The sequence below is a fragment of the Bradyrhizobium sp. 6(2017) genome, from assembly GCF_011058295.2.
Classification (GTDB): domain Bacteria; phylum Pseudomonadota; class Alphaproteobacteria; order Rhizobiales; family Xanthobacteraceae; genus Bradyrhizobium; species Bradyrhizobium septentrionale.
In genome coordinates, this window is the sequence record NZ_CP049289.2 from 2,740,446 (window position 1) to 2,754,132 (window position 13,687).

The following is a 13,687-nucleotide window of genomic DNA, read 5'->3' on the forward strand; positions in this document are numbered from 1 at the left end:
CCCCTACGATGCAACGTTCGGGTCACGGGAATTAGAGGTGGGTGCGCATGGTCAGCAAAATGGGAGCAGATGTCGTCATCGCCGGGACCGGGATCGTGGGTTGCCTGATCGCCGAGCAGATGCTGGATGCAGGTCTGTCGGTATTGATGCTCGAAGCGGGGCCACGCATCGATCGCGGGCGCATCATCGAAAATTACCGCAACATGCCGCCGGCCGCAAAGGTCGCGAATCCTGACGGTCCATTCCCGCCAAAACCCTGGGCGCTGCATCCGATGGACTACACGGGTGATCCGGATAAGGATTACCTCATCACTTCCGGTCCCGACGCGAAGGCGTATCAGCAAACTTACGTGCGCTATGTCGGCGGCGCCACTTGGCATTGGGCGGGCACGCTTTGGCGGCTGACGCCCGAGGACATGATGCTGAATGCGAAATTCGGCGTGGGCCGCGACTGGCCGTTCGATTATTCCGTGCTTGAGCCATACTACACTCGCGCCGAGTATGCGATTGGCGCAGCCGGTCCCTCCGACCCGGCGCTGCAATGGCCACCGATCCGCTCGAAGCCCTACATGATGGAGGCCTTCCCATTCGGCTCGGGACAACGTCGCTGCGTGCCGGCGGCGGAGTCTATCGGACTCCAATACATCCCCTGCGCGCAGGCGCGCAACAACAAGCTTGCCTATCAGGGCCGACCGCCGTGTTCGGGAAACAACAACTGCATGCCGGCCTGCCCGATTGCGGCCAAGTACGATGCATACAGCGCGCTGCTGCGCATCGAGGCAAAGGGCGCAGTGGTCGTGCCCAACGCGGTGGTCTACCGCGTCGAGACCGACGACAAGAACAACGTTCAGGCGCTTCACTTCTACGACCCAAACAAGACCTCGACGCGCGTGACCGGCAAGACATTCGTCCTGGCTTGCAACGGCATCGAGACGCCAAAAATCCTCCTGCTGTCGAAGAACGAAAATAACGCAAACGGTATCGCTAATAGCTCCGATCAAGTTGGCCGCAACATGATGGACACGCCGAAGTTTTTTGTGCTGGCCAAGTTTAAAGAACCGATCTGGTCTGGACTCGGCCCGGTACAGACCGGTGCGATCATGTCCACCTCGCAGGGAGACTTCCGCTCGCGGTATGCGGGCGGGCAGATCAGCCTGATCAATTTTTCCGGCGCGGGCTACGCCGGTCTCGCGGCGCTGAAGCAGAAGCTTGTCGGTAAGGCGCTTGACGAAGCGATCCGGCGCGAGACGGCCTGCAATGGCGTGATCGCTGTCGAGCACGAAGTCCTGCCGTCCGCGGAGAATCGTCTCACGCTGTCCGACAAGAAAGACATGCTCGGGCTCAACAAGCCTGCCGTGTACTACGACGTCGGCGACTACGTGCGCAACGGTGCCGATCTGCACACATTTCCGATCACTCGGAAATTCGCCGAAGCGCTTGGCGCCGAAAAGGTCATACGCTTATCCGGTTTCGAAGCAAGTCAGCACATTATGGGCGGGACGATCATGGGCAAGGATGCGAATACCTCCGTCGTCGACACCGACTGCCGCGCACACGATCATCCCAACCTGTTCCTGCCGGGCGGTTCGGCGATGCCTTCGGCTGGTTCCGGCAACAGTACGCTGACCATGGCCGCGCTGGGGGTGAAAGCGGCCGACGCAATCGTTAATCAGACGAAGAGGGGGTGAGTGTTGAATACGTTTGCCCTCATTCGCGTTTGCGTTACTGCGCTGCCGATTGCCGTGTCCGCTTTGGCCTCGGCTCAGGATGCCGCTGCGGATGACGAGGAAATCAAGCACGGCGAATACCTGGCCATCGCTTCCGACTGCGGAGCCTGCCATACCGCACCAGGTGGCAAGCCGCTCGCCGGCGGCCTGCCGATCGAATCACCGCTGGGTACGATCTATTCAACCAACATCACCTCATCAAAGCTGTACGGCATCGGCCGCTATTCGCTGCAGCAATTTTCGGAAGCCCTCAGGCGCGGCATTCGTGCCGATGGCGCGCACCTGTATCCAGCCATGCCTTACGCGTCTTATGCTCTGCTCACTGACGAGGACGTCAAAGCACTGTACGCTTACTTCACCAAGGCGGTCCCCGCCGTAGAGGAGCCGCCGGCCAAGACGACGTCGCTTCCGTTCCCTTACGACCTGCGCTTTTCAATGGCCTTCTGGAACGCGCTGTTCCTCGAGGCGAATCCCTTCACGCCCGATCCGCGGAGGTCGGCCGAATGGAATCGCGGCAAGTATCTCGTCGACGGTCCGGCACATTGCGGCGAGTGTCATACGCCGCGCGGCTTTTTCATGCAGCAGGACCGCAGCCGCCAATTCGCCGGGGCCGTACTCGGCTCCTGGTTTGCGCCCAACATCACGCCCGATGCCAACGCCGGGATCAGCGCGATGGGAGCGGACGAATTGTTCCGCTATCTCAAGTTTGGCAAAGTGGCCGGCAAGGCACAGGCCGGCGGCGAGATGGGAATCGCCGTGCAATTGAGCTTCAGCAAGCTCAGTGACGACGATCTCAAGGCCATCGTCACCTACGTGCGCAGCGTGCCGGCGATCGGCGATGCGGAAACGGAAGCGAGGTTCGCGCAGGGCAAGCCATTGACGGAAGTTGCGAAATTTCGTGGTGTCGGCGCCATGAGTTCAAGTGAAGCGCTGCCCGGCGGCGCCGCGCAATTGTTCGCGGCGAACTGCGCGAGCTGCCACGGCATCGGTGCAGGAGGGTCACGAGACAACTACTTCCCGAGCCTGTTCCACAACTCCGCACTTGCCACCGGGGGTGGCCGCAACCTTGTCGCCACGATCCTGTTCGGCGTCAACCGCAGCACGGCGGATGGCCTCGCCTTCATGCCGGGCTTCGGTGGCAACGCAACCGATATCGCCGCGTTCACCAACGAACAGGTCGTGGAGCTGGCGAATTATCTTTTGCAGCACTATGGCAACGCGGCTTACTCCGTCACCCCGCAGATGGTGGAGCAAGTCCGAAGCGGAGCCCCCAAGCCATTGTTAGCGATTTTGGTCGACGTCGGCAAAGGGCTGGTCTGCGCCTTAGTGATCTTGCTCATACTTTGGCGGATTGTCCGCCATTCGTCGCTCACACGCGTTTGACCTACTGGGGAGATGAATGCCATGACCTATGAAGGGAAATCCGCAACCGAGGCTACAGCGACCGAAGATACCATCCAGGCCGAGCCCATCTTACGCCGTACGCTGCTGAAAAACGGTGCAACCGCGCTTGGAGTCGCGGTGCTCGGAGGATCGATGCAAAAAGTGGTGCAAGCAGCAGGCGCGGTCGACACCGCCACCACCGTGAGCGTCGACAAGTTCATGGCGGCCTCCAGGTGCCTGATACAACACGGGCTCTCATCTGACGTCGGCGCCCGCATGGCGGGAATTCTTTCCACGAAGATTCCTTCGCTTGATGCAGATCTCGATGCGATCATCTCCACCGCCAGGGAGAAGAACTCCAAGGTCGTCGAGGATTTCTTTGATGCGCTACCGGACGGCCATGTTAAGGACTCGGCGCACCAAATCATCTTCGGCTGGTACGCGGGTGTCGTTGACGAAGGCTCGACTGCAGAAGTCTTCGCCTATGAAGAGGCGCTAATGTATCAACCGACGAAGGACGCGGTGGCGCTGCCGACATATTCGTTCAACGGGCCGAACCACTGGACAGACGTCGATCCGCCGCTTTCGGCCATGCCGGAATTTTGAACCGCCACAAGCCGGTTTAGCCACTGCGCTTCCGTGTCACTAGCATGACCCGGTGATCGCCGGGAGTTCTCCCTACGCATCGGACCAGGTCGCATAATCTCCGACCACGGGGTCCGATTGCGGCTGAGGGCCCTCGTTGGTGGATGGGGAGCGCTGGACCCGCCAGATCCGTTCGCCCCGTCCGAAGCGTTAGCGGCCGTTGCTGCACTCTAACACTTCAATCTGAGGCCGGCGTTCTGATATGCGACCGTCGTACGGAGATTGTTTGTCGTTCGCTCCGTTCGCGATGAAATTTGCCAGGATTTGCGAGCATCCGCTCACGCTTCTAGGTCCCGCATCGCGATTGTTCTCGAGGGGGCACAAGCGTCGTGCTTTCATAAGTAAAGTTAGAAGCAGAACTGTTCCAGAGACGACAGTCTCATCAAAGATGACCATCAGCCTGCGCGGCATAATCACGATCGAGCTTTGAGTTAACACTCTCCAGATTGCAAAGAGGTACGACATGTCGAGGCCGTTATTGAAATCATCTCAAGACGCTGTTGCGAGGGCCGTTATCCCACGCCTTTTTGTTCTTGAGCTGAACGCCGGCCGCATTCATTCGATGAATGTCGACGGTTCCGACCGTAAGACCATCGTGTCGGATTGCCATTTGCCCGACGGCATCGTGGTCGATGTCGAGGCTGGCCACATCTACTGGACCAACATGGGCATACCGAGTCTGAACGATGGCTCGGTCGAGCGCGCCGACATCGACGGCAAGAACCGCAAAACAATCGTCGCGCAGGGAGACACCCACAGTCCGAAGCAGATTATTCTCGATAAGAAGGGCGGCAAGCTCTACTGGTGCGACCGTGAGGGCATGCGCGTCATGCGTTGCAATCTCGATGGTTCGCGACTGGAGACGCTCATCGAGACGGGGCGCGGCGAAGCCGACAGCCGGGATGCGACACGGTGGTGTGTCGGGCTGACAATCGATCTGAAATTTGGACATATCTACTGGAGCCAGAAAGGCCCGGACAATGCCGGGCTCGGTCGCATCTCCCGCGCCAATGTTGAAATTCCCGCCGGCCAAACCGCGGCGACCAGGTCCGACATCGAGATCTTCTTCGACGGTCTCCCGGAACCGATCGATCTCGAGCTCGAGCTCAAGAGCCGTGTCCTCTACTGGACCGACCGCGGCGACCCGCCGCGCGGCAACACGGTGAACCGGGCCTCGATCGACACCAAGCCCGCCGAGCCGGAGGTCGTGGTGACCCACCTCATGGAGGGGATCGGCATCGCGCTCGACGTTCCAAACGACCGCATGTTCGTGACCGATTTCGCCGGCTCAATTTTCTCCGCACGGCTCGACGGATCCGATGAACGAAATGTCCTCGAAGCACAAGGCAACCTCACCGGCATCGCATATGCCGAAATCCCGAAGGTGAAGTGACATGTCGCAAAACAAGCCCATTCGCCGAGTTGCGATCATTGGCACGGGCGTCATCGGCGCCAGCTGGGCCTCACTCTTTCTTGCCAGAGGCCTTGACGTGGCGGCGACAGATGTCGCGCCGGGGGCGGAAGCGGCGCTGAAGCACTTTGTTGCGACGGCGTGGCCGGCACTGCAGCGGCTTGGACTCGCACCCGGTGCTTCCCAGAACAGGCTGTCATTCACCGGGGACCTGAAGGACGCCGTCAAGGATGCCGACCTGGTCCAAGAGAACGGGCCTGAGAAGATCGAGTTCAAGAAGACGCTTTATCGTCAGCTGGACGAAGTGCTGCATCCCAGCGTCATCATCGCCTCTAGTTCGTCCGGCTTGACGATGAGCGAAATCCAGTCGGCGTGCGAAATGCATCCTGAACGCTGCGTGATCGGCCATCCGTTCAATCCGCCTCACTTGATTCCGCTGGTCGAGATCGTCGGCGGGGCCAAAACCTCGGAAGCGACGATCAAGCGCGCAGCGGAGTTTTACACGTCGATCGGGCAACGGACAGTGCGCGTCAACAAGGAGATGCCGGGCCACGTCGCCAACCGCCTGCAGGCCGCGCTGGCGCGCGAGGTCTACTACCTCGTTGCCGAGGGCGTCGTGAGTGCCGCCGACGTCGACACGGCCCTGTGTTGGGGGCCCGGCCTGCGCTGGGGCATCATGGGCAACATGGTGCTCAATCACCTCGGCGGCGGGCCTGGTGGTATCGAGCACTTCTTCCAGCAGTTCGCCGGCCCGATGACGGCCTGGTGGAAGACCCTCGGCTCGCCGGTACTGACCCCGGACGTGCAAAAGAAGCTCATCGACAGCGTCCATACGGAGCTCGGATCTCGCACCATCGAGGAGCTCGCGGCGGAACGCGACGAAGTGCTGCTTGGCCTGCTGGCGCTGCGCAAGAAGGCAGCCAAGTCGAGCCAGGAGAAAACGAAGGTGCCTGTCGGCTGAGACCAGGCGCCATCAGCGAGATCAATCATACGTCCTTCAACTATCCGGTTTTCAAGCCGCAGCATCAGGAGTTCCAAATGTCCACGGCAGCCGCAGCAAGCAAGACCACCACGCCGAAGCCCGTCCCCGTACCGAACCCCGACTTCTATCAGCTGATCGAGCTGCTCACACCCGAGGAGAAGGCGATCGTCGCAAAGGTGCGGGCCTACATGCAGACTAAGGTCCAGCCGATCATCAACAAGTACTGGTCCGATGACGCGTTTCCGTTCGAACTGCTGCCTTCGTTCAAGGAAATCGGCATCGGCGGGCTCGGCTTCGAGGGTTACGGCTGCGCCGGCGGCAGCCAGAAACTGTACGGCTTCGTCACTATGGAGATCGCGCGCGTCGACGCGTCGATCTGCACGTTCTGGGGCGTCCACAGCGGTCTCGCCATGGGCTCGATCTATCTCGATGGATCCGAGGAGCAGAAGCAGAAATGGCTGCCGCAAATGGCCCGTTATGAAAAGATCGGGTGTTTCGGGTTGACCGAGCCGCTGGTTGGTTCGGGAGCGAGCGGCGGGTTGACCACGACCGCCAAGCGCGAGGGCGACACCTGGATTCTCAATGGACAGAAGCGGTGGATCGGCAACTCGACGTGGTGCGACCTCTCCATCATCTGGGCACGCGACCTCGCCGACAATCAGGTCAAGGGCTTCATCGTCGAGAACAAGTCGACGCCCGGTTTCAGCGTCGAGAAGATCGAGCACAAGATCGCGCTCAAGGTGGTCCAGAACGGCCAGATCACGCTGAAGGACGTGCGGGTGCCTGAAGCGAACCGCCTCCAGGGCGGCAATTCGTTCCGCGATACCGCGCGCGTGCTCCGGATGACGCGGTACATGGTGGGCTGGGCGTCGACCGGCATCCAGATGGGCGCATACGAGGCGACCCTCAAATACGCCCAGGAGCGACTGCAATTCGGCAAGCCGATCGCTTCGTTCCAGCTGATCCAGGATCTGCTCGCCAAGATGCTTGGCAATCTGACCGCGTGCCAGTGCCTGATGCTCCGCCTGGCGCAGATTGATGACGAAGGCAAGCTCGACGATCATCATGCGGCGCTGGCGAAGGCGTTCTGTACGGCGAAATCGCGCGAGACAGTTGCATGGGGCCGCGAGATCCTGGGCGGCAACGGCATCGTCGCCGACTACAACCTCGCGCGCTTCTTCGCCGACGCCGAGGCGCTCTATTCCTACGAAGGCACCTATCAGATGCAGAATCTGATCGTCGGCAAGGCCATCACCGGTCGCGGCGCCTTTGTCTGACATTCCAGCAGCCGGCGCTAGGAGGCCGGCAACCCTCAACAGGGAGACATGACTATGGTATCGCAAGCTGTATCGTCTGAAAAAGTATCCAACCCTTTGCCAAGGGCGGCATTGGCCCTCGCGAACGTCCAGTACGAGAAAAGGGGTGCGACCGCCTACGTGACGGTCAATCGTCCGAAGGTGCTCAATGCGCTCAATACGCCGACCTGGACCGATCTGCACGCTGCATTCGAGGATGCCAAGGCGGACACGTCCGTGCGCGGCGTCATCCTCACCGGCGCGGGCGACAAGGCGTTCATCGCCGGCGCCGACATTAGCGAACTCGCGCATGTCGGTGCCTATGAAGCGGAAGAGTCCAGCCGCTTCGGGCAAGACGTGCTCGATCTGATCGAGAATCTCGGCAAGCCCGTGATCGCAGCGGTCAATGGCTTTGCGCTTGGCGGCGGCTGCGAGACGGCGATGGCGTGCACCATCAGAATCGCAGCGGAGCACGCCAAATTCGGTCAACCCGAGGTCAAGCTGGGCCTGTTGCCCGGCGGCGGCGGAACGCAACGTTTGCCGCGCCTGGTAGGAAAGGGTCGTGCGTTGCAGCTGATCCTCACGGGCGAGACGATCTCTGCGCAGGAAGCCTATCGCATCGGGCTCGTCAACGAAGTTGTCCCTGCGGCGGACCTGATCGCGCGGGCCGAGACGATCCTGAAGCAGATCGCAGCCAATGCGCCGATAGCGGTGCAGTTCTCGCTGGAAGCCGCCAACAAGGGGATGGAGACGAGTCAAGGCGAAGGCCTCGCGCTGGAAGCGTCCTTCTTCGGCATCTGCGCCTCCACCGAAGACAAGAAGGAAGGCACCGCTGCCTTCCTCGAGAAACGTGCGCCGCAGTTCCGCGGTCGCTGAAGCGACCGCCGCACATGGCAATCTGGAAAGGACGACCATGACAAACGACAATATTTTCTCCGGACTGAAAGTGGTGGATCTGGCGAGCTTTATCGCAGGTCCGAGCGCCGCGGTAATCCTGTCGGATTTCGGCGCTGACGTCATCAAGGTTGAGCCGCCGCACGGCGACCTGTGGCGAATTGCGAACCACCTGCCACCGCAGCCGGTCGCCGAGGATGCGTACCCGTGGCACCTCGCCAATCGCAACAAGCGGGGCATCGCGCTGGATCTGAAGTCGCCGAGCGCCCATCAGGTTCTCGAAAAGCTGGTCAAATGGGCTGACGTCCTCATCGTCAATACACCGCACCCGGCGCGCAAGAAATTGAAGCTCGAATATGACGATGTGGTGGGGTGGAATCCGCGGCTAATCTACGCTGACATCACGGGCTTCGGCGACAAGGGACCGGATGCGAATCTTCCCGGCTTCGACATCACGTCGTACTGGGCCCGCAGTGGGTTACTGTCGATGACACGCGACGCCGGCGCGGCGCCGACCTGGCCGGTGGCCGGCAGCGGTGACAATGCCACCGCCGTCGGGCTGTATTCGGCGATCGTCACGGCTCTGTATCGTCGTGAACGTACAGGGGAGGGAGCACATGTCACGACCTCACTGCTCGCAGAGGGCGTGTGGTCCGCCAGTGTCTCGATCCAGGCCGCGCTGTGCGATGCGAAGTTCTTCGGGTTGCACGATCGCAAGAATCCTGCGAATGCGGCGATGAACGTCTATCGCGCCAAGGATGACACCTGGTTCGTGCTCATCGTCACGCCCGACAAGCTGGCGGCCGTCGTCAAGGCCATCGGCCGCCCTGACCTTCTGACCGATCCACGCTTCTCCGACCCGGCCAAGCTGACGGCGAATATGCCACAGCTCACGGCCATCCTCGACGAGACTTTCTGTGCCGAGCCGATGGCCCATTGGTACGAAGTGTTCAATGGTGTTCACGTGACGTTCGGCGCGGTGCGTGGGCCGCGAGAGGTGATCAATGATCCTCAGCTGCAGGCGAACGACATCATCGTTCCGCTCAGCGGTGCCGGCGGCAAGCTGACGTCCACTATTAGTAGCCCGCTTCAGGTGCATGGCGTCGCCAAAGTGCCCGCCAAGCGCGCCCCGAAGATTGGAGAGCACAACGAGGAAGTTCTCCGGCAGCTTGGATTCAGCGCGGCCGAGGTCGATGGCTTGTGTGCTAGCGGTGCCATTTCGAAGCCAAAGGAACATGCAGTCTAGCGTGACGACGCCGTCGGGTGCGGCGGGAGCCGCCCCCGAGTCGTCCCGCCTTGCAGTGGAATTCACCTCAGTGGATCGACATGAGCCCACCTGCGCACCCGCTCGACGACAATGCCGGCACACAGAAAGCCGGACTCACCGAAGATCCGGCCCAAGTCGCACTATTACTCAACGTCAATGGACGCGACTATGCCGTGCAGGCTCCCGAAGACATGCCATTGCTCTGGGTTCTGCGTGATCTCCTGAACCTCAAGGGGACCAAATTCGGATGCGGAATCGCGCAATGCGGCGCATGTACCGTACATGTGGACGGCCGGCCGGTTCGATCCTGCATGTTGCCGGCGGCGAATGTCGGGTCTCGCGAAGTGACGACGATCGAAGCTATCGGGCAAAAGGAGAGTGGGCGCCGGATCCAACAGGCGTGGCTCGAACTCGAGGTCGTCCAATGCGGCTACTGTCAGTCGGGTCAGATCATGAGTGCGGCGGCTCTTATCGAGCGCAATCCTTCTCCCGATGATGCTGAAATCGATGCGGCCATGGCCGGAAATATCTGCCGTTGCGCGACTTACGCCCGCATACGCGCTGCGATCAAGTCGGCCTCACGCACATGACCGGGCACCTGTCGATTTCCCGTCGTAAGTTCATCGTAGGCGGCCTCATGGTCGCCTTCGCCTGTGAAGCCCGAGCGAGGGCCGCGACGTCCGGAGCGGCAGGTCCGAGCGCAATCGGTGGTTTCGTCCGCATCTCGCAGGAGGGAAGCGTATCGCTGGTGATGCCGAGCGTCGAGATGGGTCAAGGTATCTACACAGCGGAAGCGGCTTTGCTGGCCGAGGAACTCGACGTGCGTCTCGATCAGATCGTGGCGATTGCCGCTCCACCCGACGCATCGCTCTACGCGCAGCCTCTCTTCAAGGCACAGATGACGGGTGGGTCCACTTCAATCCGAGGATTTTGGACCCCTCTTCGGCAGGCCGGGGCCGCTGCGCGATCCATGCTCGTTGCCGCGGCGGCGCGCGCTTGGGCAGTTCATCCGGACGAATGCTCCACGAAGGACGGTACGGTCCTGCATTCATCTACCGGCCGCGTGCTGAGATACGGAGAGGTCGCTGAATCGGCCGCGACCCTGCCGATACCCGAAGATCCGAAGTTGAAGTCGCCCGAAGAGTTCAGGGTCATCGGCAAATCCCAACGTCGCATCGATACGCCGTCGAAGGTGAATGGAAGCGCCGTCTACGGGATCGATGTGGCGCTTGATGGAATGAAGACCGCGGCCGTGGTGATGTGCCCTGTGGACGGAGGCAAGGTCAGGTCGGTCGACGAAGCCGATGCGCGGAAGATTCCGGGCGTAATCGACGTCTTGCGTATCGACGACGCAGTTGCAGTCGTCGGCGAACACTATTGGGCTGCCCGCGCCGGCGTCAACGCATTGAATGTCGATTGGGATCTGGGACCGAACGCAAAGCTTTCCACTGCGTCGATCCGGGCCGAGGTTGCGAAAGCAGCTAAAGCGGGGACACGGCTCAAGGCGCTCGAGCGTGGCGACGTCGAAGCCGGGGTCATGAGTGCGACGAGATTGTTGACGGCCGAATACGAGCTTCCATTCCTGGCTCATGCCACGATGGAGCCGATCAATACCACTGTTCACGTTCGTCCGGATGGCTGCGACATCTGGGTCGGAACTCAGACACCCGTGGTCGCTCAGAAGCATGCCGCCAGGATCACGGGACTTCCAGTCGAGAAGGTGGCCTTGCACAATCATCTCATTGGCGGCGGGTTCGGGCGCCGCCTCCAGGCAGATACGATCGAGCAGGCCGTTCGTTTTGCAAAGCAGGTTCCTTATCCCCTGAAGATCATCTGGACGCGCGAGCAGGATATCCGGCACGACCGTTTCCGCCCCTGCTATCTCGACAGACTTTCAGCGAGTCTGGACGAGCAGGGCAGACCCTCGGCGTGGATTCATCGCACCACGTCCGGGACAGTCAGACGCTACTTCGACGAAAACGGCTGGCCGGAAGGAAAGCTCGACAAGGATGCCGTTGAAGGGGCCTGGGACAGCCCCTATGCGTTTCCCGCCATTCGGGTCGAATGGATCAGGCACGATCCACCGGTCAAGCTGAACTGGTGGCGCGGCGTCGGACCTACGCACAACGTCTTCGTCGTCGAGAGCTTCCTGGACGAGCTGGCGCACGCGGCGGGACAAGATCCTATCGCCTACAGGCGGGCGTTGCTCGAGGCAAATCCGCGCGCTATCGCCGTGCTGGACAAGGTTGCTGCCGCGGCCGGTTGGGACAGGCCACAAAAACCGAGGTCCGGGCGTGGCGTATCGCTGCATCAGAACTTCGGAACCTACGCCGCTCTGGTAGTCGAAGTCGGAGTAGCCCTGTCGGGCGAGATATCGCTGACGAAGATCGTGGCGGCCGTCGACTGCGGTATCCGGATCAATCCGGATACCGTCCGCGCGCAGATCGAGGGCGGCGTTCTGTTCGGACTGTCTGCCGCCCTGTTCAACGGCATTACCTTCAGCGACGGACGGGTCGAACAGGGTAACTTCAACGACTACAGACAACTTCGTATCAACGAAACGCCGCCGATTGAGGTGCACTTATTGGAAAGCGGCGAGAATCCCGGCGGCCTTGGCGAGGTCGGAACGGTGTCTGCGGCCCCAGCGCTGGGGAATGCAATCTTCGCAGCGACCGGCGTTCGCGTCCGCCGCCTGCCGATCGACCGAAGCCTGCTTTCCAAACGGGAGAACGCATGAAGCGCATCCTCGTCGCGGTATGTGCGCTCGGTGCTGTCCTCGCGATCCCGACCGCATGCTTTTTCTTTTGGCCGGCCTCTATCGAAGCGGTCCAGGCTACGCAGGCACAACCAACTGGATCCGCACTTGTTACGAAAGGGGAGTATCTGACTAAAGCGGCCGATTGCGCCGCCTGCCACACCGCCGCCGGCGGGGAGCCGTTTGCCGGCGGACGCGCCTTCAAACTTCCGTTTGGAACGATCTATTCGACCAACATCACACCCGACCGGGAAACAGGAATTGGCCAATGGAGTGACGCCGAATTCGTGAGAGCCGTACATAAAGGAATCGGGAAAAACGGGGAGGATCTCTATCCTGCCTTTCCGTACACAGCCTACGCCCTTCTTTCGACCGACGACGTCCTTGCCGTCCGTGCCTACCTCTCAACTGTGCGACCAGTGTCGCTGCGGAAGATCGATAACACACTCGTTTTCCCGTTCAACCAGCGGTATTCGCTGAGAGCCTGGAAACTCCTGTTTGTGCCGACCAGGCCATGGGAGCCGTCCGCGGCCCACGATGCGACATGGAACCGCGGAGCGTATCTTGCCGAAGCGCTGGCGCATTGCGGCGAATGCCATACACCGCGCAATCTGATGTTCGCGACAGAGAGCGGCAGGAAGTTCGCCGGAGCGGTCATTGACGGGTGGAAAGCCTACAACATCACTTCTGACAGTGAGACCGGCATAGGCGCATGGTCCAACGACGAAATAGAACAGTATCTGTCTTCCGGACACGCGCCCGCGCGCGGCAGCGCGGGAGGCGGCATGGGAGAGGCAATCGATCTCAGTCTCCGTCATCTCTCCTCCGAAGACATCGCAGCGCTGGCCCGATATCTGAGGACCATCCCGGCACAACGATCGGAACTCACGGTGCAGATTGATCACGATCCCGCCACGTTGAATGGTGCCACGGCCTGGTCGCCGGGGCCGGATCGTGACGAGAGTATCGGATTCCAGATTTTCGCCTCGGCTTGCGCCAGCTGCCACGGTTGGGACGGGACCGGTCAGCAGACCGACCATGCAGAACTTCTCGGCTCACGCGCGGTGAACGACCCGTCAGGCGCCAATCTTGTCCGCGCCGTGCTTGAAGGGGTCAAGATCGGGTCACCCAGGGGCGACAACTTGATGCCCTCCTTCGCCGCCGCCTATTCCGACGCGGAGATCGCTGCCGTCAGCAACTATGTCATAGGGCATTTCGGCGGCAAGCAAGGCAACGTCACCGCGGCCGACGTTCGTGCCTCCCGCGACTGAGCCATACAATCAGATGAGACGAAGAGAGACTTGTGCAAACCATCGCGTTCCCAGCAT

Annotated in this window: 11 protein-coding genes; all 11 read left to right on the forward strand. The window is 61.1% G+C overall.

The features are described from left to right. Positions 1 to 47 precede the first annotated feature (47 nt). The 11 genes from G6P99_RS13000 (at position 48) to G6P99_RS13050 (ending at position 13,630) form a co-directional block, all read left to right on the forward strand. Positions 48 to 1,688, forward strand: coding sequence for a GMC family oxidoreductase (locus G6P99_RS13000; protein WP_165128339.1), 1,641 nt, complete (start codon positions 48 to 50; stop codon positions 1,686 to 1,688). 3 nt (positions 1,689 to 1,691) lie between these two features. Then, complete coding sequence (locus tag G6P99_RS13005; RefSeq protein ID WP_246709532.1) at positions 1,692 to 3,110, forward strand: c-type cytochrome; 1,419 nt, start codon at positions 1,692 to 1,694, stop codon at positions 3,108 to 3,110. A 21-nt stretch (positions 3,111 to 3,131) separates the two neighbouring features. Then, a complete protein-coding gene (locus tag G6P99_RS13010) occupies positions 3,132 to 3,716 on the forward strand; it encodes a sugar dehydrogenase complex small subunit (RefSeq protein ID WP_165128341.1) in 585 nt (194 codons plus the stop codon). A gap of 601 nt (positions 3,717 to 4,317) precedes the next feature. Then, positions 4,318 to 5,148, forward strand: coding sequence for a 3-hydroxyacyl-CoA dehydrogenase (locus G6P99_RS13015; protein WP_246709533.1), 831 nt, complete (start codon positions 4,318 to 4,320; stop codon positions 5,146 to 5,148). Position 5,149: 1 nt separating this feature from the next. Continuing rightward, complete coding sequence (locus G6P99_RS13020; protein ID WP_165128345.1) at positions 5,150 to 6,127, forward strand: 3-hydroxyacyl-CoA dehydrogenase NAD-binding domain-containing protein; 978 nt, start codon at positions 5,150 to 5,152, stop codon at positions 6,125 to 6,127. Positions 6,128 to 6,204: 77 nt separating this feature from the next. Next, positions 6,205 to 7,425, forward strand: coding sequence for an acyl-CoA dehydrogenase family protein (locus G6P99_RS13025; RefSeq protein WP_165128347.1), 1,221 nt, complete (start codon positions 6,205 to 6,207; stop codon positions 7,423 to 7,425). A gap of 159 nt (positions 7,426 to 7,584) precedes the next feature. Then, entirely contained in the window at positions 7,585 to 8,319 is a 735-nt protein-coding gene (locus G6P99_RS13030) for an enoyl-CoA hydratase-related protein (RefSeq protein WP_246709534.1), read from the forward strand. Positions 8,320 to 8,356: 37 nt separating this feature from the next. Continuing rightward, the gene (locus G6P99_RS13035) at positions 8,357 to 9,583 is read left to right on the forward strand and encodes a CaiB/BaiF CoA transferase family protein (RefSeq protein WP_165128351.1); all 1,227 of its coding nucleotides are present in this window, start codon (positions 8,357 to 8,359) and stop codon (positions 9,581 to 9,583) included. Between the two features lie 212 nt (positions 9,584 to 9,795). Then, positions 9,796 to 10,194: a (2Fe-2S)-binding protein gene (locus G6P99_RS13040; RefSeq protein WP_246709865.1), complete on the forward strand. Its 399-nt coding sequence runs from the start codon at positions 9,796 to 9,798 to the stop codon at positions 10,192 to 10,194. Further along, positions 10,191 to 12,341 (forward strand): xanthine dehydrogenase family protein molybdopterin-binding subunit, encoded by a 2,151-nt coding sequence (locus G6P99_RS13045; RefSeq protein ID WP_165128355.1) that lies wholly within the window; start codon positions 10,191 to 10,193, stop codon positions 12,339 to 12,341. The genes G6P99_RS13040 and G6P99_RS13045 overlap by 4 nt, the downstream gene beginning before the upstream one ends. Next, positions 12,338 to 13,630 carry a c-type cytochrome gene (locus G6P99_RS13050; protein WP_165128357.1) on the forward strand — a complete coding sequence of 431 codons (1,293 nt, stop codon included), beginning with the start codon at positions 12,338 to 12,340 and terminating at the stop codon, positions 13,628 to 13,630. Before G6P99_RS13045 ends, G6P99_RS13050 begins: the two co-directional genes overlap by 4 nt. The last annotated feature ends 57 nt before the right edge of the window (positions 13,631 to 13,687 follow it).

Bases quoted from the DNA above. Each gene is read 5' to 3' on its own strand.
- G6P99_RS13045 (WP_165128355.1), top strand. From the start codon at position 10,191: ATGACCGGGCACCTGTCGATTTCCCGTCGTAAGTTCATCGTAGGCGGC.
- G6P99_RS13035 (WP_165128351.1), top strand. From the start codon at position 8,357: ATGACAAACGACAATATTTTCTCCGGACTGAAAGTGGTGGATCTGGCG.
- G6P99_RS13025 (WP_165128347.1), top strand. From the start codon at position 6,205: ATGTCCACGGCAGCCGCAGCAAGCAAGACCACCACGCCGAAGCCCGTC.
- G6P99_RS13050 (WP_165128357.1), top strand. From the start codon at position 12,338: ATGAAGCGCATCCTCGTCGCGGTATGTGCGCTCGGTGCTGTCCTCGCG.
- G6P99_RS13000 (WP_165128339.1), top strand. From the start codon at position 48: ATGGTCAGCAAAATGGGAGCAGATGTCGTCATCGCCGGGACCGGGATC.
- G6P99_RS13015 (WP_246709533.1), top strand. From the start codon at position 4,318: ATGAATGTCGACGGTTCCGACCGTAAGACCATCGTGTCGGATTGCCAT.
- G6P99_RS13010 (WP_165128341.1), top strand. From the start codon at position 3,132: ATGACCTATGAAGGGAAATCCGCAACCGAGGCTACAGCGACCGAAGAT.
- G6P99_RS13040 (WP_246709865.1), top strand. From the start codon at position 9,796: ATGCCATTGCTCTGGGTTCTGCGTGATCTCCTGAACCTCAAGGGGACC.
- G6P99_RS13020 (WP_165128345.1), top strand. From the start codon at position 5,150: ATGTCGCAAAACAAGCCCATTCGCCGAGTTGCGATCATTGGCACGGGC.